Here is a 21,391-nt window from a genome sequence, read left to right on the forward strand (position 1 = left end):
TACGACGCTCCACTATTGTTAGCGGAGGCCTCCTATGGTCGAGCAGACAGCACATGTCCGGGACTTGGTCGAGAAGCCCTCGGGCCGGTCATCGTCGGGAGCGGGCCTCCTTCGGGCTTGTGCAACGTCGATGGGAGCCTCTCATGTGCATGGCCAGCATGAGCAAGCCGACGCAAGCGCCAATCTCTGCCCGTCCCAGCTCATCGGATGGGGTAGCCGGCCGATGGGCTCGGATGTGGTGACCTCCCGCGGCACCTGGCACGTGGATTGGCGGGAACTGCACGTCGGCTACCTGCACGACGTCTACCTGGCGCTGGTTCGCCGGGAGATCCAGCCGAACGCCCACTGGATCACGGAGTTCCTCCCGCGCTCCGCCACGATCGTGCTCGAGGAGCCCGGCCTCGCCGAGGACTCCGTTCTCGCTCTGGCATGGGACGAGGAGAGCGGCTGGCGGTTCGGGACGTTCGCGCAGGGCGACGTGCACTGCCCGACCCTTCTCAGGCAGCAGCGCTACATCTGCGGCGACGTGCTGCCCGACCCCGCCGAGGTGGGCGACACGGTTCTGGCCGTCGTCGAGGAGCTGCGGCGGCCGCGGCGGTGGTGGCAGGCGCGGGAGTCCGAGCGACGCTGGGGCTGGCCGTACCCTCCGTCCTATCGTTCCTATCGCGACGTGCGCGACGGCTTCGACGATCGCCTGCGGGCCCATCTACCGCCGGACGACCCGACTCACCTGCCGACGGCCTAGCCTTCACAATTAACTTCGTAAGGATTTGAATTCCGGCACGGCGCGATTTACGCTCCAGAGATCCGATGTCTCCCACCCTCCGGTGGTGACCATGCCCTCTCGACGATCTCTACTGAAGGCCGGCGGAGTTCTCGCGGCCGCTACGATCACTCCAGGAACCGCGTTGGCGCAGGCTGAAGCCCGATCATCGGACCCCTGGCACAAGGTGCCGCACATCCTGCGGAAGATCCGTCCTCCTCGATTCCCGCGACGAAGGTGGGATGTCGCCGTCTTCGGGGCCGTCGGTGACGGCAGGACCGACTGCACGGCCGCGTTCAAGGCGGCGATCGGCGAGTGCCACCGCAACGGTGGCGGGCAGGTCGTGGTCCCGCCGGGACGTTTCCTCACCGGGGCCGTCCATCTGCTCAGCAACGTCGAGTTACACCTCTCCGAGGGCGGCGTGATCGCCTTCAGCCCCGATCCGAACGCGTACCTGCCGGTCGTCTTCACCCGGTGGGAGGGTACGGAGTGCTATAACTACAGCCCTTTCATCTACGCCCACGGCCAGCGGAACATCGCGGTCACGGGCAAGGGCACGCTGGACGGCCAGGCCAGGCAGGGGCCGTGGGAGAGCTGGTATGCGGGCGGCGGGCCCCAGGGCGCCGACCAGCGGGCGCTGCGGAAGATGGGCGACGACGGCGTGCCGGTCGAGCAGCGGGTGTTCGGCGCGGGACATTACCTGCGCCCTGCCATGGTCCAGTTCGTGAAATGTCGGGACATCCTGATCAGCGAGGTCACGATTCTCGAGCCGCCCATGTGGACCGTCAACCCGGTCCTGTGCACGAACGTCACCGTGTGCGACATCACCGTCGTCAGCACGCTCTACAACACCGACGGCTGCGACCCCGAGGCGTCGTCGTACGTGCACATCCGCGGCTGCCGCTTCAACACCAACGACGACTGTGTGGCGGTCAAGTCGGGACGTGACGCCGACGGCCGCAGGGTGGGCGTGCCGAGCGAGAACATCGTGGTCCAGGACTGTCACTTCTCCGGCAGGTGGGGCGGCATCACGGTGGGGAGCGAGATGTCGGGCGGCGTCCGCGACGTCTTCGCCGAACGATGCGTGATCAACTCCCCGGACTTCCCTGGCAACTACCCGGTGAAGTACCCCATCTACATCAAGGCCAGCAAGAAGCGCGGCGCCTTCATCGAGGGCGTCCACGTGCGCGACTTCACCGGCCAGAACGTGGACCGGGAGGTCATCTTCGTCAACATGGCCTACAACAGCAACGAGGGCGGCACGGAGCCGGTGTCCGTCCGCGACATCCGAATGGAGCGGACCGAAATCGACGGCGCCGACGCCGTGCTCAACCTCGTCGGCCTGGAGACGGACCACCTGGTCGGGGTGCACCTGGAGAAGTGCAGGTTCACGAACGTCACAGGACCTAACAAGATCGCGTTCACCGACGACCTGACCCTGCGGAAGGTGTTCGTGAACGGGGTGGAGCAATGACGCGCGTGATCGCCGCCCTGATCCTGCTGGTGACGGCCGGAGTCGCGCTGCCCGCGGAGGCGGCGGGCGGGCAGGTGCGCGGGTGGACGATCTTGTCGGACAGCGACGCCGGGGCCGACGCCGTCATCGCGGCCGCGAAGCCGTACAAGATCAATCATTTGCAACTGAGCCACGAGATCGTGCACGACCTGCGGGAGGTACGCGAGCCCGCCAAGCAGGCGCAGGCCAACCGGCTCACCAAGGAGGCGCACGACGCCGGGATCCCCGAGGTGGCGATCTGGGACCACTCGCTCTACGACCTGGACTACTACCCGGCCGAGTTCCGCACCGGCCCCGGCAGCACGATCGACCTGGACAATCCAGCCTTCTGGGAGTGGTTCAAACAGGACTACCGGGAGATGCTCGACCTGGTGCCGGACATCGACTCGGTGGTACTGACCTTCATCGAGACCGGGGCTCGGGTGGAACGGCAGCACTCGACGCGGCTCACCACGGCCGAGCAGAAGCTGGCCTACCTGGTGGACCAGGTCGCGGAGGTCATCGTCGGCGAACGAGGGCTGGGGCTCTACCTGCGCACGTTCGGCTATTTCCCCGAGGAGATGGAGCGGACGATCGGCGCGATCGCGCTGGTCCGCAACCCGCACGTCAAGGTGATGGCCAAGGCGACGCCGCACGACTTCTTCCTCACCCACCCGAACGACACCACGATCTCGCGGATCAACCGGCCCGTGCTCGTCGAGTACGATGCGGCAGGCGAGTACAACGGCCAGGGGAAGATCGCGAACGCGTGGCCGGAAGAGCACGTCAACCGGCTGCGCCACTACCAGACGCTGCCGAACGTGATCGGCTACGTGGCCAGGACCGACCGCTACGACGAGTCCCGCATCATCGGCACGCCCACCGAGATCAACCTGTACGCGCTGGCCCGGGCCGCGGAGGATCCCCGGGTGAGTGTGGAGACGATCTACCGTGAGTTCGCGGCCAGGACGTACGGGCCGCGGGCCGCGCGGAACGTCGCCTCGGCGCTGTCGAAGTCGTACGAGATCGTCACCTCGGTGCTCTACACCCTGGGCACGAACTCCGCCAACCACTCCAGACTCGACTACGAGCCGTACTGTTCGAGCTATCACCGCAGCGTGTCCGGCAAGTGGATCGACCCGCCCGTCACCTATGTGCGTCACAACGTGAACAAGCGGTTCCACTTCTGGATCGACGTGGTCAACCATCTGTCGCCGGCCGCCTGCAAGTCCGACCCCACGCTGTCCAGGGAGGCACAGTACGTGCTGGACAGGGGCTGGGTGACCATGGGCGACCAGATGACGCCCCGATACCTGGAGTACGTGCTCACAGAGAAGGATCACGGGGTGCGGGTGGCCGAGAGCGCGCTGCGGGACGTCATCGTAGCCAAGGGTGACCTCGAGGCCGAGCACTTCGAGCAGCTCAAGGCGTACTTCGAGCGGACGGTGCTGACCGCCAGGCTGCACCGGGCGGTCGCGGCGGCGTACTTCGGATACCGGATCTACGTGCGGAACGAGGAGCAGCGGACGCCGAAGCTGCGGCGGCTCATCTGGGACGGGCTCGACGACGCCCAGCGCATCGCCGAGCAGATCCGAACGTATCCGGTGCCGGCGGCGAGCGGCGAGTGGGACTGGGTCCGGGACGCGGCCGAATCCGCCAAATACCACGACCGCATCTCCAAGGGCTGGGATCGGTACGGCGGTATCGCGGTCCCCCGCCCGTGAATTGAGTAGGGCATACTCAGGGATTTCCGGCGAGGCCGTGCGACGTTGTCGGCATGCTCGCCTTACGCGCTCGCCGGCTCTTCGACGGCCGGGACATGCACCATGACCGCGTGGTGCTCGTCGAGAACGGGCGCGTCGCCGACGTCACCGGCGACGCGCCCGCCACGATCGACCTGGGTGACGTCACGCTGCTGCCCGGGCTGATCGACTGCCACGTCCACCTGGCCTTCGACGCCGGCCTCGATGTCCTGGGGACGCTCGAGCACCCGGGTCTCGCCGACCGGATGCGGGCGGCGGCGCGGCAGCACCTGGCGGCCGGGGTGACCACGGTGCGCGACCTGGGAGACCGCGACTATCTGGCGTTGGGACTCGGGCTGGGTCTCGACGGGCCGGAGATCCTTTCAGCCGGGCCGCCGATCACCACGCCCAAGGGGCACTGCTGGTTCCTGGGCGGCGAGGCGGCCGGCGATCAAGGGGTGCGCGAGGCCGTGCGGGAGCGGGCGGCGCGCGGCGTACACGTCATCAAGATGATGGTGACGGGCGGCGAGATGACCGCCGGCACGCATTCGCACCTCCTGCAGTACGGTCCTGCCGAGCTGAAGGCGGCGGCCGACGAGGCGCACGCGCACGGCCTGCCGATCACCGGGCACGCGCACTGCGCGGAGGGGGTGGCGCAGGCGCTGGAGGCCGGGTTCGACTCGATCGAGCACTGCGGGTTCTTCACCGAGGACTCCTTCGAGGTGGATTACGGGCTGATCGCCCGGCTGGCCGCCGCGGACATCGTCGTGTCCCTCACGGCCGGGATAGTGCCGAGCCCGATGCCGCCGCCACCGCGCATCCAGCAGCGCATGGCGGGCATGGCGGAGGCGCTGCGCGCCTTCTACGCCGCCGGGGTGGACTTCGTCATCGGGACGGACGCCGGGATCGGGCCGCCCAAACCGCACGGGTTGGTGCCATACGGGGCGGAGATGCTGGTCGAGCAGGGGTACGCCGCCATCGACGTGCTGCGGTCGATCACGTCGGTCGCGGCGCGCGCCTGCCGGGTGGACGAGCGCAAGGGCATGATCGCGCCCGGGTTCGACGCCGACCTGCTGGCCGTGGCGGGCGACCCGCTGGCCGACATCACCGCGCTGCGGCGTCCGCTGGCGGTCTATCGGATGGGGCGTCTCGCCACCCGCGCCGCCCAGTGAGCCGCGTGTGCACAGTGCACCCCTGCTCGGCCGCCGCCCTACCGACAAATCTGCCGGCAAGTGAAGTTGATTTGCTCTTTGTGTGCGGGAACGACCATGACACCGTCGAAAGCGACCGAGACCCGCACCCCTCAGGAGGAGCCTTGTGCGCCTTCCACATCATCGACCTGCGCGCCACGCAGATCCTGGACTCGCGCGGCCACCCCACTCTGTCGGTCACGCTGACCCTGGCGGGCGGCGCGACCGGCTGGGCCGGTGTGCCCTCCGGCGCTTCCGTCGGTTCCCAGGAGGCGGTCCAGCTCCGCGACGGCGACATGAGCCGGTACGGCGGCTCGGGCGTGACCCGGGCGGCGGCCCGCGTCACCGGCTCGATCTTCCACCGCCTCAAAGGCCGGCCGTGGCATTCGCTGGCCGACGTCGACCAGGCCCTGATCGAGCTGGACGGCACCGACGCCAAGAGCAGGCTCGGCGGCAACGCCACCGTGGGCGTGTCGATGGCCACCGCGCGGGCCGTGGCCGCCTCTCAGGGGCAGCAGCTGTGGGAGTTCCTCACCCCGTCCACGGTGCGGCCGCGGCTGCCGGTGCCGCACTTCAACCTGGTCAGCGGCGGCCTGCATGCCTCCAATCAGCTCGACTTCCAGGAATTCATGATCGCCCCGATCGGCGCGCCTTCCATGGCCGAGGCCGTACGGGCCGGGGCGGAGATCTACGCCGTCCTGCACGAGAACCTGGCCGCGGCCGGGCAGCCGACCGGGCAGGGTGATGACGGCGGTTTCGCGCCCGACTTCAGGCATCCGCGTGAGGTGCTGGCCGCACTGGTGGAGGCCATCGACGGCGCCGGCTACACGCCCGCCCGCGATCAGGTGGCCATCGCCCTGGACCCGGCCGCCTCGCGGTTCCGCCGCGGCGACGGCGCGTACCAGGTGGCGGGTGAGCACCTGTCCAGTCTCGAGCTGATCGAGCTCTACGCGCAGCTGGCCGCCGACTACCCGATCTGGAGCATCGAGGACGGCCTGGCCGAGGACGACACCGAGGGCTGGCGGCAGCTGACCGACCGGCTCGGCGAGCGGCTGCAACTGGTCGGCGACGACGTGTTCGTCACGAGCCCCGCCGTCATCGAGCGGGGCATCGCCGCCGGGATCGCCAACGCCGCGCTCATCAAGGTCGACCAGGTCGGCACCGTCACCGAGACGTTGCAGGCCATGGAGGTGTGCCGCAAGCACGAGTACGCGCGGATGGTCTCGCACCGCGCCGGCGAGACCGTGGACGACTTCATCGCCGAGCTGGCGGTGGCCGGCGGGTGCGGTCAGTTCAAGTCGGGCGCGCCGGCGCGCGGCGAGCGGGTGATCAAGTACAACAGGCTCATGCACATCGCCGCCCAGCGGCCGGATCTGCCGTACGGGCTGGCCGAACCGGGTGGCCGATGAGAGCTCACCGGCCACCCGCGCAGATCACCCCGCGGCGGCCTTCTCCAGGGCCTGGACGTCGATCTTCTGCATGCCCAGCATGGCCTGCATGGCACGCTGCGCCCTGGCCGGATCCGGGTCGCTCAGCAGCTCGCTGAGGCGGCGCGGGATGATCTGCCAGGACAGGCCCCACCTGTCCTTCAGCCAGCCGCACTGCGACTCCTCGCCGCCGTCGGTGAGCTTGGCCCACAGCTCGTCGACCTCGTCCTGCGACTCGCAGTCGACGTACAGCGAGACGGACTCGTTGAACGTGAACTGCGGGCCGCCGTTCAGCGCGATGAACCGCTGGCCGGCCAGCTCGAACGTGACGATCATCGCCTTCCCCGCCGGGCCCGGCGCGCCCTCAGGGTAACGCTGGACCTCGAGGATGCGGGAGTCGGCAAAGAGCGAGGTGTAGAACTGCGCGGCTTCCTCGGCCTGGTTGTCGAACCAGAGGTACGTGGTGATCTTCTGCATGACGCGATCCCTTCCACTGCCGTGAATCTGCTCTCTTATCAATCGCGTCGAACGTGTCCCCGCCGGTTCGACACGGCCGCGGGGAATCTTTTACCGCGTGGGCGCGAGCTAAGCCTTCTTCACCGTCAGCAGGGCGTGGTACGCGGGCTTGGGCGCCAGGTTCTCGTCGAGCAGGCAGGCCGCACCCTCGCCGTCGAACCAGCCGGGCACCCACGAGTGCCGGTCGGTGAAGCCCCAGACGGTGAACTCGCGGCAGACCTTGACGCTGAGGCAGTCGGTCAGCGCCCGGCGGTAGTAGTCGGCCTGGGTGGCCAGCTTCTCGGGCGTCACCGGCAGCACCATGCGCACGTCCAGCTCGGTGACCGCGATCTCCAGGCCCAGGTCGGCGAAGCGCTTCATGACGTTCGCCCAGTCGCCGGGGTAGTCGTACTGGATGCCGAGGTGGCCCTGGAAGCCGACACCGTGGATCGGCACGCCCTGCGCCTGGAGGTCCTTGACGATCGACAGCGTGGTCTCGATCTTGGGGGCGTTCCATTCCAGGTTGTAGTCGTTGATGTAGAGCTTGGCGTGCGGGTCCGCGCGGTGGGCCCAGCGGAAGACATCGGCGATGTAGCCGGGGCCGAGGTGGGTGAGCCAGATGCTCTGCCGCATCGTGCCGTCGTCGTTGACCACCTCGTTGACCACGTCCCAGGCCCTGATCTTGCCCTTGTAGCGGCGTACCTGGGTGGTGACGTGGTCGCGCAGGATGTCCCTGAGCTCGGCGGCGTCGATGGTGCCGTTCTCGACGCCGGTGGTCAGCCAGGCCGGGAGCTGGTTGTGCCAGACCAGCGTGTGGCCGCGGACCTTCTGGTTGTTGCGGCGGGCGTTGTCGACCAGGGCGTCGGCGTCGCCCCAGGTGAAGACGCCCCGTTCCGGCTCGACCGACTCCCACTTCATCGCGTTCTCCGCGGTGACGTGGGAGAACTCGCGGTTCAACACCTTGCGGTAGTCGTCTTCACTGCGCAGGGCGGCGATGTCGACGGCGCTGCCGATTCTGATGCCGTTCTGGTACGCGAGCTCGCGCAGGTCACGCGGCGTACGGTGCTCGGCGTGGGCGGGGAATGGAACGGCGGCGACGAGCGCCAGGGCGATGATCAGGGACTTCACCGAGACCTCCGAAAGTTTCGGGGGCGTAACGATATGTTTCGCCGTGGCCGGGAACTTAGGCGCTCCAGAGCCCGTCGTCAAGGGCTTGAACCTCCCGTGACGGGAGGTCCTACGGTCGGAGGCGTGAGCAGACACGACGGCGACGAGCGCCGGTGGACCATCGGGGAGCTGGCCAAGGCCACAGGGGTCACGATCAGAACGCTTTACCACTACGAAGAGATCGGCCTGGTCGAAGCCAGTGAACGGACGGCGGCGGGCCACCGCCGCTACACCGAGGCGGACCTGCGGCGGCTCTACCGCGTGCGGGCGCTGCGCGGGCTCGGCCTGTCACTGGACGAGATCACCGAAGTGCTCAAGGAGCCGTCGGACGACCTGACGGCGCTGCGCGGCCTGCTCGGCGCGCAGCTCGCCGAGATCGAGCTGCAGGCCGCCCGGCTGGTGCAGCTGAAGGGCCAGATCGGCGGGCTGATCCAAGTGCTGGACGAGTCGGTGATGCCCGAGGCCGAGCAGTTCATGGCCACGCTGGAGACGATCTCGGTGTACGAGGCGTACGTCAACCGCGAGCTCCGCGACCACCTGGCGCGGCGACGGGCCGATCTCGGCGAGGACCGCATGAAGGATCTCAGGGCCGAGTGGCTGGAGCTGCTCAGGGAGACCCTCGGCCACCTGCGGGCGGGCAGGCCCGTCGGCGATCCGGCGGTGCAGGAGCTGAGCGTCCGGTGGGAGTCCTTGGCGAGCGGGCTACAGAGCGGCGACCAGCAGGTCGACGAGCGGCTCAGCGCGGCGGGCATGGCTCTGTGGAGTGACAACAGCGCCGCGATCAGCGAGGGCGTCGCCATGCAGATCGACTGGCTGGAGGCCGGTGACCTGCCGGCGGTCATCGACTACCTCCAGCGCGCCAAGACCTTCAGATCAGGAGAGTGACTTCGTCATGCGCGAGCTCGGCCTCTACTCGTAGCGGACGGCGTCGTACCTGGTCGTGACGTTCATCAGCGGGAGCGCCGCCGCGGTGACGGCCAGGGCGGCCAGCACCCCGGCGGCCAGGCCGCCGGCGAAGTCCAGGCCGGGCGGGAACCACCGGTCCCCCTGGGCGACGGCCATCGCGTACGACGCCGCCGCGCCCAGACCGGCGCCGAGCACCACGGCCAGCACCAGCGGCACGACCGACTCCAGCAACAGGATCCTGCGCAACTCGCCGAGCCGCACGCCCGAGGCCCGCAACAACGCGAACGGGCGCCGCCTCTCGATCAGCCCGGCCACCACCCCGACCGTCAGGCTGCACCCGGCAAGGAGGACCACGAACCAGGTCGTCAGCCGGGCGAGTGTGGTCAACTCGGCCCACAACCGCGACTCCTGCAGCACGGTGTCACGCTGGGTGTTGAGTATCGCGCGGGGCAGGAGGAGCGCGGCCTGCGTACGGACGCGCTCCTCCGCCGCGAGGGTGCCGTCAGTCAGCACATAGAGGGCACGGATCGGGAGACCCGCCGCGCCCGGGACGGACTCGTGGATGGCCCCGGACATCACGCCGATGGTGGCGTCCCGCCCCATGCCGCGGGCCCGCACGGACTCCGGGAGCGGACAGGAGGCGACCACGATCCGGGTCAGCTCGGCACAGGACACGACCGAACTCCAGTCATCCGGATGGACCCGGATCGCCACCGTCCGCGCGCCCATCAGCGGCGCGAGCCTGGTGACCGGCTGGTTGCCGACGTAGATCTCGACCACGCCGGGCCGCAGGCCGCCATAGAACGCGGCCCCCGGCGCGCTGCCCGCGGCGCTGAGCATGCACGCCATGAACGTGGCGGCGAAGACGGCCAGGACCACCCCGCTGACGCCCCTGAACGTGCGGGGGTTCGCGGCGATGCGCCGGGCCGCCATCAGCGTGGTCGCACGGCGGCCGAGGCGGGCCATGGCCCGGGCGGCGACCAGGCAGATGTAAGGCCCGGCGAACACCCCGCCCACGAGCAGGCAGAGCAGGAAGACCATGTACGGCCCCTCCGGCGGAGGGATTTCCACCAGCCACGGCACACCGGCCACGATGGCGAGCATGCCGGCGATTCCGGCGCCCGGCAGCGCCATCCGCCACGCGGTGGGCGGCCGCCTACGGGAGGCACGGCCGCCGATGCCCAGCGGCGTGATCCGGATCCCGAGAATCGACGTCATCGCGGCGCCCACCGCCAGCAGCGGCACGCCTGCCAGCACCACGATCAGCCAGGCAGGCGCCACCGTGAGGTCGGAGTCGAAGAAGCGGGCCCCGCCGTGGGTCAGGTGCCCCGCCACCACGGGCCGGAGCGCCGTGTAGCCGAGGAGGCCGAGCATCGCCCCGGCGACCGCGCCGACCCCGGTCTCGGTGGCGGCCGTGACCGCAAGCTGCGTCCTGGTGGCGCCGGCCAGCCGCATCGCGGCGAAGCGTTGCTCGCGGCGCACGGCGGCGATCCTCGTGACCATGACGATGTAGACGGCGACGGGCACGAGCAGCAGGACCGCCACGATCCCGATCAGCAGCCGCGCCGCCAGGGTGAAGGCGTAGTCGCCGGACAGGCCCGTCTGGATCCCGAGCACCCGCTGCGCGCCGGTGAGCTCGCCCAACCGCTCCGGGGTGTAGCCGACAACGGCGACGAGCTGGTCCGGGTATTCCAGGGCCGCCGGGCCGATCGTCGCGACGATCCGGCCGGGGAACCGGTCGCCGAGCTGGTCACGCGGGGTTATCGCGATCAGCGTCCGCAACCCGGGCGAGACGACGACCTCACCGGCCGACGGGAGCCGGTCGAGTCCGGGAGGAACCGGCGGGCGCGCACCGAGTGCCGCGACGTGTACCCGGTGCAGCGGCTCACCCGCGAAGTGGTCGCTGACGGCCAGCCACAACATCGGGTCCGGCGCGGTGGCCGGAGTGGACGACGACGTGTCCCGCCATGCCGCTCGTTCCGCCCGCCCCTGCAGCGCGGACTGCCCGGTGAGGCAGAGCAGCAACAACGCGACGCCGACGCCGACGCCGAGCGCGGTCAGCGCCAGCCGGGCCCAGCCAGTACGGCCGCCGGCGACGGCCAGTCTCATCCCGATCAGCACGGCGTTCATCGGGCACCCACCGGCTGGACGACGAGCCCGTCGCGGACGATCGCCGTGCGGTCGGCGAAGGCGGCCACCCGCGGCTCATGCGTCACGACCACCATGGAGGCGTCCTCCGCGCGGACCGTGTCGACGAGGAGCTCCATCACCTGGTCGGCGGCGACGGAGTCGAGCGCGCCGGTCGGCTCGTCGGCGAACACCACCTTCGGGCGGGCGATCAACGCCCGCGCGACCGCGGCCCGCTGCGCCTGCCCGCCGGACAGCTCGCCGGGCAGGTGGTCCCACACGCTGTCCAGGCCCAGCCGGGACACCCACTCCGACGCCTCGGCGAGCGCGGCCGCCCGCGGGCGGCCCTCCAGCAGCAGCGGCAGCGCGATGTTCTCCACCACCGGCAGCTCGGGGACCAGCTGCCCGAACTGGAACACGAACCCGAAGCTGGTGCGGCGCAACCTGGCGCGCTCGCGGTCGCGCAGCCGGTCGATCCGCACGTCGCGGAAGAGCACCTCGCCCGCGTCCGGCCGCAGCACGCCGGCCAGGCAGTGCAGCAGCGTGGACTTGCCCGACCCGCTGGGCCCCATGACGGCCAGCACCTCGCCGTCGGCCAGGGTCAGCGCGGCGCCACGCAGCGCCGGCGTGCGACCGAAGCTCTTGTGCAGGTCACGACCGCTTAGGACCGTCATCGCGGACCTCCTCCGCCAGGGTGGGCAGCCGGCCCGCCGCGTGCTCGATCCAGCGCAGATCCGCCTCGACGTGGAAGAGCTGGTAGTCGGCCAGCAGGGCGTCCTGCGCCGACTCCGCCTCGCGCCGCGCTGCGGTCAGCGTGCGCATCACGGCAAGGTGCCGCGTGCGCTGCGCGTCCAGGAACTCCTCGGCGGGCCGGCCCGACATCAGCGCCAGCGTCACCTTCGTGAACAGCACCGCCTGGAGCTGGGGCTGGGGATCCTCCGGTTCGGCGAGCCAGCGGTCCAAGTCGGTCACTCCCTCCGGGGTGATGGCGTACCGCTTGCGCTCCGGCCCGGCGCCCGGCTCCACGCCGGCGATCTCGACCAGCCCGTCGCGGACGAGTTGGGCCAGGGTGCGGTAGACCTGCCCGAACCGGATCGGCTTGGCCGCGCCGAAGCGGCGGTCATAAGCCTGCTTCAGGTCATAACCGTGACGATCGGCCTCCTCCAGGAGACCCAGCAGCGTGTACGACACCGTCATGCCGCCGACTATACACACGAGGTATACCCGATGAGTAGACCTGTCAGCGAACTGGTTGCTGACACGGGCGCCCGCAAGGAGTTCACTGGCGGAAAAGGAAGCCCCAGCGGGGCCATCGGGGGCACCCATACGGGTCCGGCCCCCGCGGCTGGACCGATTCGTAGGGAATACGAGGTCGAGCACATGAAGAAGATCCACCCCAAGGTCGAGGAAGCGGTCGACACCCTTCACCTCACCCCGATCGCGAGGCGGCGGCTGCTCACCGGCGCCGGGCTCGCCAGCGCCTCGGCGGCGGCCGCCGCGCTGCTGTCGGCCTGCACGTCCGACCAGAGCCGGCCGGCCGCGACCGGCGGCGGCGCGGCCGCCCCAGGAGACTTCCCCGCCACGCCCAAGTGGAAGTTCGTGCTGGTCTGCCACGTCACGACGAACCCGTTCTTCACCCCCACCCAGTACGGCGCCCAGGACGCGTGCGCGCTGCTCGGCACCGAGTTCCAGTGGACGGGCTCGAAGGACTCGATCGTGGCCGAGATGGTCAACGCGTGCAACACCGCCATCTCCGCCAAGGCGGACGGGTTAGCGGTGGCCGTGGTGGACAAGGCGGCCTTCCGCGAGCCGGTCAACCGGGCGCTCGACGCGGGCATCCCGGTGGTGTCGTACAACGCCGACGGCGCCCGCGACGACAAGGGGACGGCGCGGCTGGCGTACATCGGGCAGGGGCTCTACGAGTCCGGGTACGCCCTCGGCCAGCGGGCGCTCCAGCAGGTCGACTCCGGTGAGGTCGTGGGCTTCATCGCCACGCCGGGCGCGCTGAACATCCAGCCCAGGATCGACGGCGCCGCGCAGGCGATCAAGGACTCGGGCAAGTCCATCACCTTTCAGTCGGTCGGGACGAACGCCGACGTCACCAGGGGACTGTCCATCATCGACGCCTACGCCCAGGGGCACCAGAACCTGGCAGGCATGCTGGCCGTGGACGCCGGCTCCACGCAGTCGATCGGGCAGGTGGTCAAGAAGTACAACATGCGCTCGAAAGGGCTCAAGGTGGCCGGCGGCTTCGACCTGGTGCCCGAGACACTGGCCGCGATCAAGAGCGGCGACCTGGACTACACGATCGACCAGCAGCCGTACCTGCAGGGCTTCCTGCCGGTGCTCTACCTCTACCTCTACAAACTGTCGGGCGGGCTACTGTTCCCCTCCGAGACGAACACGGGACTGCTGTTCGTGACGAAGGACAACGTGGGGCCGTACCAGACGACCAAGACCCGCTTCGAGGGCTCCGACACGGCGCAGAAGCTCGTGTCCCGCACCGGCCCCATTCCCCATGCGTAGCCTGCGGGAGGCGTTCCTGAAGCACCGGGAGGCCGGCGTCCTGGTGGTCGCGATCGCCCTGGGGCTGTACTTCGTGTCGGCCACGGACGTGTTCCTAACCCCGGACAACCTGGTCAACATCACCCAGGCCGCCGCGCCGGCCGCCATCGTGGCGTGCGGGACCGTGTTGCTGCTGGTCAGCGGGGAGATCGACCTGTCGGTCGGGGTGGTGGCGGCGCTGGCGCCGTTCATGATGCACTACGCGATCGACTTCTGGGGCTTCCCTGCGATCCCGGCGATCCTGCTGGCGCTGCTGACGGGGACGGCCATCGGGTTCGTGAACGGGTTCGTCACCGTGGTGCTGCGGGTGCCGTCGTTCGTGACCACGCTGGGCACGTTCTACGCGGTGACCGGGATCGTGCTCACCACGTCGCATGCCTATCCCGCCGAGATCCCCGAGCCGGTCGACGGGACGATCGGCTCGTGGCTCGGGGCCGCGCCGTGGGCGCATCTCTGGTGGGCTCTGGGGATCGTGGCCTTTCTGCATGTGGTGCTGACGCGTACCCGGTGGGGGTTGCACACGATCGCCGCCGGGGGCAATCCGCTGGGAGCCATGGAGGCAGGGGTGCGCACCGGCAGGGTCAAGATGGGAAATTTCATGATCGGCGGAAGTCTGGGGGCGTTCGCCGGTCTGATCGAGGCGTTCCGGATCCACACGATCGACCCCAACATCGGCGGCGGCACCGGGCTCATGTTCACCGCCGTATCGGCGGCGGTGATCGGCGGCACGGCGCTGGCGGGCGGCTCAGGAACGATCGTGGGCGGCGCACTCGGCGCACTCGTGCTAGCGGTGCTGCAGAACGGGATGAACCTCATCGGCATCTCCGCCAACCCGTACTTCCTCATCCTGGGCGCCGCGATCCTGCTCTCCATGATCGCGAACGTCACGCTCACCCGGCTGCGAAGGGCGGGACGGACATGACCGAAGTCCTGCGCGCCGAATCGCTCTCCAAGCGGTTCGGCGCGGTCACGGCCCTGCGGGACGTGAGCCTGACCCTGGCCAGGGGCGAGGTGCTCGGGCTCATCGGCGACAACGGCGCGGGCAAGTCCACACTGGTCAAGCTCCTGTGCGGGTTCCACCAGCCGGACTCGGGCCGCATCCTGCTCGACGGCGCGGAGGTGACGCTCAAGTCGGTGCAGCAGGCCCGCTCCCTGGGCATCGACATCGTCTACCAGGACCTCGCGCTGATCAACGAGCTCAGCGTCTACCACAACATGTTCCTCGGCCGCGAGCACGTCGGGTTCGCCCGGCTGCTGAGCAACCGGCGCATGCGCAAGCTGGCCGCCGAGCACCTCGAAACGATGGGGGTACGCATCCCGTCGGTCGACGTCGAGGTCGCCAAGTTGTCCGGCGGCCAGCGCCAGGCCATCGCCGTGGCCCGCTCGGTCTACTCGCGCTCGCGGATCCTGCTGCTCGACGAGCCGCTGGCCGCGATGGGGGCCAAGGAGGGCGCGCTGATCCTCGACCTGGTCAGCGACCTGAAGGCGCGGGGCGAGGTGTCCATCGTGATCATCGCGCACAACTACGCGCAGATCCTGGAGGTGTGCGACCGGGTCAACCTGCTGCAGCACGGAACGATCACATTCGACAAGCCCACCGCGGAGACCTCGCTGCAGGAGCTCACCGAGCTGGTGGTGGAGGAATACCGGAGGTCACGGGAAAGGCCTGGCGGCGAGCGGCCTAAAGGCTGAGCCGCACCGTGACCGTGATCGGGGCGCCCTCCCGCTCGGCAAGCCCATGAAAGGTCAAGGTGGAGCCGTGCAGGAGGGCGTCGCCGCTGAGCGGCGAGCCTGGGGCGGAGAGCGGCAGCTTGCGTAACCAGCGGAGCCCCGTGCGAGCGCGACCATCGACACTGAGCAACCCGGCCACCGGCCGGGCCCAGGTCACGGTCAGTTCGTCCAGGTCGCACCGGGGGTCCGCCACGGAGAGCGTGGCCGTGCCGTCGCCGTGCTCGCGGGCCAGGACCGCGCACGGGGCGGAGGCGGTCAGGTCGCCGGCGGCTCCGGCGTTCCAGAAGTTCGCCGCCGTGAGCCTCAGCGACGGGACGTGGACGGCCTGCAGCCGGGCGGAGTTGGCCATGACGCGCAACCAGCCGGGGTCGGCGGCCCTTGCGCGGGTCTCCGACCGGCTCGCCCCCGGCAGCAGCGTGTAGGCGTAGCCGGCCGAGCGGGGATCCACGCCGTGGTCCAGCCAGAGCGTCACGTAGTCGCGGGTGCCCCGGCGTTCCCGCAGCGTGCGCAGCGATCCCGGCACCAAGTAGCCGCCGTGACCCTCGAGGTGGGCCCAGCCCGGCTCGACGGCGAGCGGGGCGCCGGTCCTGCGGTTGTCCACGATCGTCTCGACCCGCGCCCCGTCCGCGGAGGTGATGCCCGCGCCCAGGCAGACGACGGCGTCGTCGAGGAAGAACCACGACTTGAACGCCTCCATCGTAGTGTGTTGTAAAGCCACCATCGATGCAGGAGGCCAGAGGCCCCATGCCCCCCAAGCGCAACGATGAAGAGACCCGAGTCGCCGTCGCCTACACCCGCGTCTCTACCAAGCGCGAGGAGATGATCAGTCCGGAGCTCCAGGCGCACGAACAGGACACCTACGCCGAACGCCACGACATCCCCATCGTAGAACGGGTCGAAGATCTCGACCTGACAGGACGCGAGTTTGCTCGCCGCTCAGTGGACTACATCGTTAACGGCATCAAAGAAGGGCATCCTGCAGTGGCCACCCCTGCGATCCGGACATTCGACGTGGATCTTGTTGCTCTGGCCCTGGCCCTGGCCTTGGCTCAGGGTGCGGCTCTGCCGCTGGGTGTGCCCCTGACTGTGCCCCTGACTGTGCCGCTGACTGTGCCGCTGACTGTGCCCCTGGCTGTGCCGCTGGGTGTGCCGCTGGGCGATGTGAGCCCGGGGCACGCGACTCCTTATCTTGCGGGCGGTAACAGCGATGGCCTGCCAGTCGGGTTGAGCGTCAGTCGCGGCGTTGTTGGTGAGGCGGGTCTGGCCGGTGCCGTTGGCGTTCATCACGTAGATCTCGTTGTTGCCGTCCCGGAGGCTGGCGAAGGCGATCTTGGTTCCATCTGGTGACCACGCCGGTTGAACGTCACCCGCCGGGTTGTTGGTGAGGCGGGTCTGGCCGGTGCCGTTGGCGTTCATCACGTAGATCTCGTTGTTGCCATCCCGGGTGCTGACAAAGACGATCTTGGTGCCATCCGGTGACCACGCCGGGTCACTGTCAGTCGCGGCGTTGTTGGTGAGACGGGTCTGGCCGGTGCCGTCGGCGTTCATCACGTAGATCTGGAAGTTGCCGTCCCGGCTGCTGGCGAAGGCAATCTTGGTGCCATCCGGTGACCACGCCGGTTGAGCGTCAGTCGCGGGGTTGTTAGTGAGGTTGGTCTGGCCGGTGCCGTTGGCGTTCATCACGTAGATCTCGAAGTTGCCATCCCGGTTGCTGCCGAAGGCGATCTTGGTGCCATCCGGTGACCACGCCGGTTCACTGTCCTGTGCGGGGTTGTTGGTGAGACGGGTCTGGCCGGTGCCGTCGGCGTTCATCACGTAGATCTCGAAGTTGCCATCCCGGACGCTGGCGAAGGCGATCTTGGTGCCATCCGGTGACCACGCCGGTTGAATGTCACCCGCAGGGTTGTTGGTGAGCCGGGTCTGGCCGGTGCCGTTGGGATTCATCACGTAGATCTCGGCGTTGCCGTCCCGAACGCTGGTGAAGGCGATCTTGCCATTGATGCCGGGAACCACTGCCCCGGCCGGCGCCGCCGCCAAAACGCCCACGGCCATCACAGCGGGCACGGCCGTCATGAGCACCGCGATCACGGCCATCACTGCCCGTCCGGCGACCCACTTTGCGATGCCCCGGAGTTTCCGTGCGCCCGCCATCTGCTTAACGGCGGTCTCTGCCACCGCCATGATCTGTTTACTCATCGCCTGCCCCCCTACGTGCCCTAACGGACGTCCGCGCCTATAGATGTGCCAGAAAGCCCTGTGTAAGGGGGTTGATCCACAGGACCACTGTCCAAGGTCACCGGAGTGACCAAAGGGGGGCAAGTAACCACAGTAGATGCCGGGGCTAGTGAGATCGAGGAAGCTGGCGACTCGAATTCCTGTGCGGGTGTCGTGGTGCGACAGCGCCAGCATGTTCGCGATGGCCCTGTCTCGGCGGTCTCGCTAATTTTGCTGCTTCAGCACACGCGCCGAGGTGCTCAGCACCGCCTGACTTCGATGAGCCCAGATGTCTCAACCCCGCTCAACTTCGATGAGCCGTCATACCGGCCATGAGGGGGGCTCAGGATGCTAATCCATGTTTTCCCTTTTGAAGGGCTCGGCCTCCAGCCCCGATAGCAAGTAGCGTAGACACTTCGCGCACGAAAACACCGAACCATTGCCGTTCTGGCACGTATGCCGACTCGACAGTTCCTCGGACGGCGCGTCATTCAGGATCAATTGCGTCAAAGCGAGAAGGAAGCCAACTTGATCCATGTGAGCGGCGGCTTCGCGGTTTCGCGCCTTTCCTGCCGCCAGTGAGAGGATAGCGCGCATCTCGGAAATCGCTTTGTCCGCGATAGTGATTAGGTGGTCCGCGTGGCCCAGGCTATATTGCGACTCATTCAGCATCATGTAGCGTAGGGCCGATTCGCCGTCGAAAGTGGCATCGGGAATATCGGAGACGACCCAGACATCACAATCCACACAATATGCGACGACTGCCGTTTTGTGGCTGACAATATAATGCGGGTTAGCCGTGATTCCCATTGGTCTTCTCCTCTATGCATTCCCCTGCTGCCCGAAGAAACTGACTAGCGCGAGACTTCGATACTCCGAGCTTCATTGCTAGGCCAGCTACCGAAAGATTTTCCGAACAGCGCAGTCGTGCGGCAGACCTAGCACGAGCGAGGGCAGTGGCATCAGCCAATTCCCGTAGGCAATCTGCGAGTTGCGTTGCGTTTTGGTATGCCTCGAAATCGGACATTGCTTGCAACGCCGCATCGGCTTCCTCATAAGCCTGTCTCACGGCAACGGGTCCCGGAGTACGCTGCTCCTGCGAAGCTTCATTTCGCCTGTTCACAGAAATCTCTCCTTAGGGCTCGAAGGCGAAAGCGCAAATACACGTGATACAGCGCACTCGCGCTGTAACCGGCTCGTATGTCATTGATATCCAGGTCGAAAAGATCGAAGAACTCAACTCTCGACAACGCCCCGAATAGCGCGTGAGACTCTCCCAATCGAGCCGCTTCGTCGTACGCTGGCGCGTTCTGTTCCTCCGGCTCCTCCGGCAGCCCTTCCTGGTCCAGGTAACTGATCGCCACGGCAATGGTGTCGATATTCGCGCCGATTTCCCCAGCTATTTTTCGCGGGGTGAGACCCAGGGCGCGTAGGCCAGCAATATCCCTCAGCACTGCACGTGAGATCTTCACGACCGACATCCCGCACAGAGGTCGCGGACGGCGGCGAGCCAGTCAGCCGCACGACAGCAGGGGAGAGAGGGCGTCTTCTGGGCCGTCATGGTTCCCACTGTAGTACACCATGCTATAGCTCATCAGGCATGGTGTCTCTTGCTTGGCACGGTATCCCGTACTTAGCGTGTGCTTGTGGTTGATCAGGAGCAGGAGTGGAAGCCGGGCATACCCCGATGGGTGCAGGTGTACGAGATCCTCAAGGGCGAGATTGAGCGGGGCGAGCTTGCCCCGGGGGATCAGGTGCCGTCCGTCCTGAAGCTCCAGCAGATGTACGGCATCGCCACCGCAACCGGCCAAAAGGTCCATAGGGCGTTGCGGCGGGATGGCCTCATCCGAACAGAGCCGGGCATGGGAAGCTTTGTCGCCGAACGCCCCAGAAAGGCAGAGGAGTAGGCCCCGCGACTACCGCCCACTGTTGTGCGGGCTGCATGAGGAGCCGGGGACGGATGCGCAGGAGGGGCAAGACCCCGATCAAGTTCGATGAGCCGGTTAAGCGGGGGTGGGCACCTCAATGCGTGTGCTGAGTCAGAAAGATCAGCCAGACCGCTGACACGGCGCGAACGCGCTGGCGCGTCCCCCGCGACGCTCGCACAGGAATTCGAGTCGCTAGCTTCCTCGATCTCGACGGCCTTGGCATCTACTGTGGTTACTCAGCCCCCAGGTCACAGTTGTGACCTTGGACAGCCGTCCTGTGTTTCGCCCCCTGGCGCAGGACTTTCTGACCCATGCATGTAGGCGAGCAGCCGAGGCGGAGTGCGTAGGGGGCACACGATGAACACACAGCCCATGGCCGTGACAGGGACCACCAGCGAACAGGCGGCGGGCCCACAGAAACCCCGGGACATCACAAGAAAGATCGTCGGCCGGGTGATGATGGCCGTGCTCATGGTTGCCGTGACGGCCGTGCCGTTCATGGGCGTAACGGCGGCGCCGACCGGGCGGTGGTCCCCGGCCGCAACGGCAAGATCGCCTTCACCAGCAACCGCGACGGCAACTTCGAGATCTACGTGATGAACGCCGACGGCACCGGGCAAACCCGTCTCACCAACAACCCCGCAAATGACAGTCAACCGGCGTGGTCGCCGGATGGCACCAAGATCGCCTTCACCAGCAACCGCGACGGCAACTTCGAGATCTACGTCATGAACGCCGACGGCACCGGGCAAACCCGTCTCACCAACAACCCCGAAACTGACAATCAACCGGCGTGGTCGCCGGACGGCACCAAGATCGCCTTCACCAGCAACCGCGACGGCAACTCCGAGATCTACGTCATGAACGCCGACGGCACCGGGCAAACCAACCTCACCAACAACCCCGCAACTGAAGTTACACCGGCGTGGTCACCGGATGGCACCAAGATCGCCTTCACCAGCTTCCGGGACGGCAACTTCGAGATCTACGTCATGAACGCCAACGGCACCGGGCAAACCCGTCTCACCAACGACGCCGCAACTGACACCGAAGCGGCGTGGTCACCGGATGGCACCAAGATCGCCTTCGCCAGCTTCCGGGACGGCAACTTCGAGATCTACGTCATGAACGCCAACGGCACCGGGCAAACCCGTCTCACCAACAACCCCGAAACTGACGGTCATCCGGCGTGGTCACCGGATGGCACCAAGATCGCCTTCACCGGCAACCGGGACGGCAACGAGGAGATCTACGTGATGAACGCCAACGGCACCGCACAAACCAACCTCACCAACAACCCCAACTCTGACAGCCAGCCCGACTGGCAGGCCATCGCCGTTACCGCCCGCAAGATCAAGAGCCGCGTGACCCAGATCCACGGCCGCAGCCAGCGCCATAGCCAGAGCCAGCGCCATAGCCAGCGCCATAGTCAGCACCATAGCCAGAGCCAGCGGCACAGCCAGCACCACCGCCAGCACCAAGGCCAGAGCCAAAGCCAGAAGATCCACATCAAATGTCCTGATCGCAGAGGTGGCGGCTGCCGGGTCCCGGTCGGGTAATCGTCTTGGCGTGCCAGGGCACGCCAGGCCGACGCCCGCCCGTCAGAGCGGGGCGCGCGGTCGCGGGCAGGTAGGCGGCAACAAC

Annotated in this window: 20 protein-coding genes; 11 read left to right on the forward strand and 9 right to left on the reverse strand. The window is 67.9% G+C overall.

Features of this window, described 5'->3' with window-relative positions; translation table 11 throughout:
* The first annotated feature begins 223 nt into the window (after positions 1–223).
* From Q9G87_RS17530 to eno, 5 genes are all read left to right on the forward strand, one after another.
* Positions 224–745, forward strand: a complete 522-nt coding sequence (locus Q9G87_RS17530; RefSeq protein WP_305917434.1) for a DUF6292 family protein — start codon at positions 224–226, stop codon at positions 743–745.
* Between the two features lie 163 nt (positions 746–908).
* Positions 909–2,237 (forward strand): glycoside hydrolase family 28 protein, encoded by a 1,329-nt coding sequence (locus Q9G87_RS17535; RefSeq protein WP_305917435.1) that lies wholly within the window; start codon positions 909–911, stop codon positions 2,235–2,237.
* Positions 2,234–3,979 (forward strand): hypothetical protein, encoded by a 1,746-nt coding sequence (locus Q9G87_RS17540; RefSeq protein WP_305917436.1) that lies wholly within the window; start codon positions 2,234–2,236, stop codon positions 3,977–3,979. The genes Q9G87_RS17535 and Q9G87_RS17540 overlap by 4 nt, the downstream gene beginning before the upstream one ends.
* A 53-nt stretch (positions 3,980–4,032) precedes the next feature.
* Positions 4,033–5,169, forward strand: coding sequence for an amidohydrolase family protein (locus Q9G87_RS17545; RefSeq protein ID WP_305917437.1), 1,137 nt, complete (start codon positions 4,033–4,035; stop codon positions 5,167–5,169).
* 143 nt (positions 5,170–5,312) lie between these two features.
* Positions 5,313–6,596, forward strand: a complete 1,284-nt coding sequence (gene eno / locus Q9G87_RS17550) for a phosphopyruvate hydratase (RefSeq protein WP_305917438.1) — start codon at positions 5,313–5,315, stop codon at positions 6,594–6,596.
* A gap of 24 nt (positions 6,597–6,620) precedes the next feature.
* Here eno and Q9G87_RS17555 read toward each other — a convergent pair whose 3' ends face one another.
* Both Q9G87_RS17555 and Q9G87_RS17560 read right to left on the reverse strand, forming a co-directional pair.
* Positions 6,621–7,091: a VOC family protein gene (locus Q9G87_RS17555; protein WP_305917439.1), complete on the reverse strand. Its 471-nt coding sequence runs from the start codon at positions 7,089–7,091 to the stop codon at positions 6,621–6,623.
* A 108-nt stretch (positions 7,092–7,199) separates the two neighbouring features.
* Positions 7,200–8,237 (reverse strand): endo-1,4-beta-xylanase, encoded by a 1,038-nt coding sequence (locus tag Q9G87_RS17560; protein ID WP_305917440.1) that lies wholly within the window; start codon positions 8,235–8,237, stop codon positions 7,200–7,202.
* Positions 8,238–8,360: 123 nt separating this feature from the next.
* Here Q9G87_RS17560 and Q9G87_RS17565 point away from each other — a divergent pair, with 123 nt between their 5' ends.
* Complete coding sequence (locus Q9G87_RS17565; RefSeq protein WP_305917441.1) at positions 8,361–9,161, forward strand: MerR family transcriptional regulator; 801 nt, start codon at positions 8,361–8,363, stop codon at positions 9,159–9,161.
* Positions 9,162–9,185: 24 nt separating this feature from the next.
* Here Q9G87_RS17565 and Q9G87_RS17570 read toward each other — a convergent pair whose 3' ends face one another.
* From Q9G87_RS17570 to Q9G87_RS17580, 3 genes are read right to left on the reverse strand one after another with little or no spacing between them, the layout of a single operon-like run.
* Positions 9,186–11,312 carry an FtsX-like permease family protein gene (locus Q9G87_RS17570; protein WP_305917442.1) on the reverse strand — a complete coding sequence of 709 codons (2,127 nt, stop codon included), beginning with the start codon at positions 11,310–11,312 and terminating at the stop codon, positions 9,186–9,188.
* Complete coding sequence (locus Q9G87_RS17575) at positions 11,309–11,983, reverse strand: ABC transporter ATP-binding protein (RefSeq protein ID WP_305917443.1); 675 nt, start codon at positions 11,981–11,983, stop codon at positions 11,309–11,311. Before Q9G87_RS17575 ends, Q9G87_RS17570 begins: the two co-directional genes overlap by 4 nt.
* Positions 11,961–12,506, reverse strand: a complete 546-nt coding sequence (locus Q9G87_RS17580) for a PadR family transcriptional regulator (RefSeq protein ID WP_305917444.1) — start codon at positions 12,504–12,506, stop codon at positions 11,961–11,963. The genes Q9G87_RS17575 and Q9G87_RS17580 overlap by 23 nt, the downstream gene beginning before the upstream one ends.
* Before the next feature lie 183 nt (positions 12,507–12,689).
* Here Q9G87_RS17580 and Q9G87_RS17585 point away from each other — a divergent pair, with 183 nt between their 5' ends.
* The 3 genes from Q9G87_RS17585 to Q9G87_RS17595 are packed head-to-tail and all read left to right on the forward strand — an operon-like array spanning position 12,690 to position 15,566.
* Positions 12,690–13,835 carry a sugar ABC transporter substrate-binding protein gene (locus tag Q9G87_RS17585; protein WP_305917445.1) on the forward strand — a complete coding sequence of 382 codons (1,146 nt, stop codon included), beginning with the start codon at positions 12,690–12,692 and terminating at the stop codon, positions 13,833–13,835.
* Positions 13,828–14,796, forward strand: coding sequence for an ABC transporter permease (locus Q9G87_RS17590; protein WP_305917446.1), 969 nt, complete (start codon positions 13,828–13,830; stop codon positions 14,794–14,796). Before Q9G87_RS17585 ends, Q9G87_RS17590 begins: the two co-directional genes overlap by 8 nt.
* Complete coding sequence (locus Q9G87_RS17595) at positions 14,793–15,566, forward strand: ATP-binding cassette domain-containing protein (protein WP_305917447.1); 774 nt, start codon at positions 14,793–14,795, stop codon at positions 15,564–15,566. The genes Q9G87_RS17590 and Q9G87_RS17595 overlap by 4 nt, the downstream gene beginning before the upstream one ends.
* On the opposite strand, the gene Q9G87_RS17600 is transcribed toward Q9G87_RS17595, so the two are convergent.
* The 4 genes from Q9G87_RS17600 to Q9G87_RS17615 all read right to left on the reverse strand — a co-directional run bounded on the left by Q9G87_RS17600 (position 15,556) and on the right by Q9G87_RS17615 (position 19,291).
* Positions 15,556–16,302 (reverse strand): polysaccharide lyase family 8 super-sandwich domain-containing protein, encoded by a 747-nt coding sequence (locus tag Q9G87_RS17600; RefSeq protein ID WP_305917448.1) that lies wholly within the window; start codon positions 16,300–16,302, stop codon positions 15,556–15,558. The two genes, Q9G87_RS17595 and Q9G87_RS17600, sit on opposite strands and share 11 nt — an antisense overlap.
* Before the next feature lie 239 nt (positions 16,303–16,541).
* Complete coding sequence (locus Q9G87_RS17605; protein WP_305917449.1) at positions 16,542–17,801, reverse strand: LpqB family beta-propeller domain-containing protein; 1,260 nt, start codon at positions 17,799–17,801, stop codon at positions 16,542–16,544.
* A 369-nt stretch (positions 17,802–18,170) separates the two neighbouring features.
* Positions 18,171–18,629 (reverse strand): hypothetical protein, encoded by a 459-nt coding sequence (locus Q9G87_RS17610; RefSeq protein WP_305917450.1) that lies wholly within the window; start codon positions 18,627–18,629, stop codon positions 18,171–18,173.
* A gap of 296 nt (positions 18,630–18,925) precedes the next feature.
* Positions 18,926–19,291 carry a hypothetical protein gene (locus Q9G87_RS17615; RefSeq protein WP_305917451.1) on the reverse strand — a complete coding sequence of 122 codons (366 nt, stop codon included), beginning with the start codon at positions 19,289–19,291 and terminating at the stop codon, positions 18,926–18,928.
* A 174-nt stretch (positions 19,292–19,465) separates the two neighbouring features.
* Between Q9G87_RS17615 and Q9G87_RS17620 the strand changes: the two genes are divergently transcribed.
* Together Q9G87_RS17620 and Q9G87_RS17625 are read left to right on the forward strand one after the other, a co-directional pair.
* A complete protein-coding gene (locus Q9G87_RS17620) occupies positions 19,466–19,726 on the forward strand; it encodes a GntR family transcriptional regulator (protein WP_305917452.1) in 261 nt (86 codons plus the stop codon).
* Positions 19,727–20,274: 548 nt separating this feature from the next.
* Complete coding sequence (locus Q9G87_RS17625; RefSeq protein WP_305917453.1) at positions 20,275–21,306, forward strand: TolB family protein; 1,032 nt, start codon at positions 20,275–20,277, stop codon at positions 21,304–21,306.
* Positions 21,307–21,391: the final 85 nt, after the last annotated feature.

The sequence above is a fragment of the Nonomuraea turcica genome, from assembly GCF_030718205.1.
In the GTDB taxonomy this organism is placed as follows: Bacteria; Actinomycetota; Actinomycetes; order Streptosporangiales; family Streptosporangiaceae; genus Nonomuraea.

Bases quoted from the DNA above. Each gene is read 5' to 3' on its own strand.
- Q9G87_RS17530 (WP_305917434.1), top strand. From the start codon at position 224: ATGGGCTCGGATGTGGTGACCTCCCGCGGCACCTGGCACGTGGATTGG.
- Q9G87_RS17540 (WP_305917436.1), top strand. From the start codon at position 2,234: ATGACGCGCGTGATCGCCGCCCTGATCCTGCTGGTGACGGCCGGAGTC.
- Q9G87_RS17545 (WP_305917437.1), top strand. From the start codon at position 4,033: ATGCTCGCCTTACGCGCTCGCCGGCTCTTCGACGGCCGGGACATGCAC.
- Q9G87_RS17555 (WP_305917439.1), bottom strand. From the start codon at position 7,091: ATGCAGAAGATCACCACGTACCTCTGGTTCGACAACCAGGCCGAGGAA.
- Q9G87_RS17570 (WP_305917442.1), bottom strand. From the start codon at position 11,312: ATGAACGCCGTGCTGATCGGGATGAGACTGGCCGTCGCCGGCGGCCGT.
- Q9G87_RS17575 (WP_305917443.1), bottom strand. From the start codon at position 11,983: ATGACGGTCCTAAGCGGTCGTGACCTGCACAAGAGCTTCGGTCGCACG.
- Q9G87_RS17580 (WP_305917444.1), bottom strand. From the start codon at position 12,506: ATGACGGTGTCGTACACGCTGCTGGGTCTCCTGGAGGAGGCCGATCGT.
- Q9G87_RS17585 (WP_305917445.1), top strand. From the start codon at position 12,690: ATGAAGAAGATCCACCCCAAGGTCGAGGAAGCGGTCGACACCCTTCAC.
- Q9G87_RS17590 (WP_305917446.1), top strand. From the start codon at position 13,828: ATGCGTAGCCTGCGGGAGGCGTTCCTGAAGCACCGGGAGGCCGGCGTC.
- Q9G87_RS17595 (WP_305917447.1), top strand. From the start codon at position 14,793: ATGACCGAAGTCCTGCGCGCCGAATCGCTCTCCAAGCGGTTCGGCGCG.
- Q9G87_RS17600 (WP_305917448.1), bottom strand. From the start codon at position 16,302: ATGGAGGCGTTCAAGTCGTGGTTCTTCCTCGACGACGCCGTCGTCTGC.
- Q9G87_RS17605 (WP_305917449.1), bottom strand. From the start codon at position 17,801: ATGAGTAAACAGATCATGGCGGTGGCAGAGACCGCCGTTAAGCAGATG.
- Q9G87_RS17610 (WP_305917450.1), bottom strand. From the start codon at position 18,629: ATGGGAATCACGGCTAACCCGCATTATATTGTCAGCCACAAAACGGCA.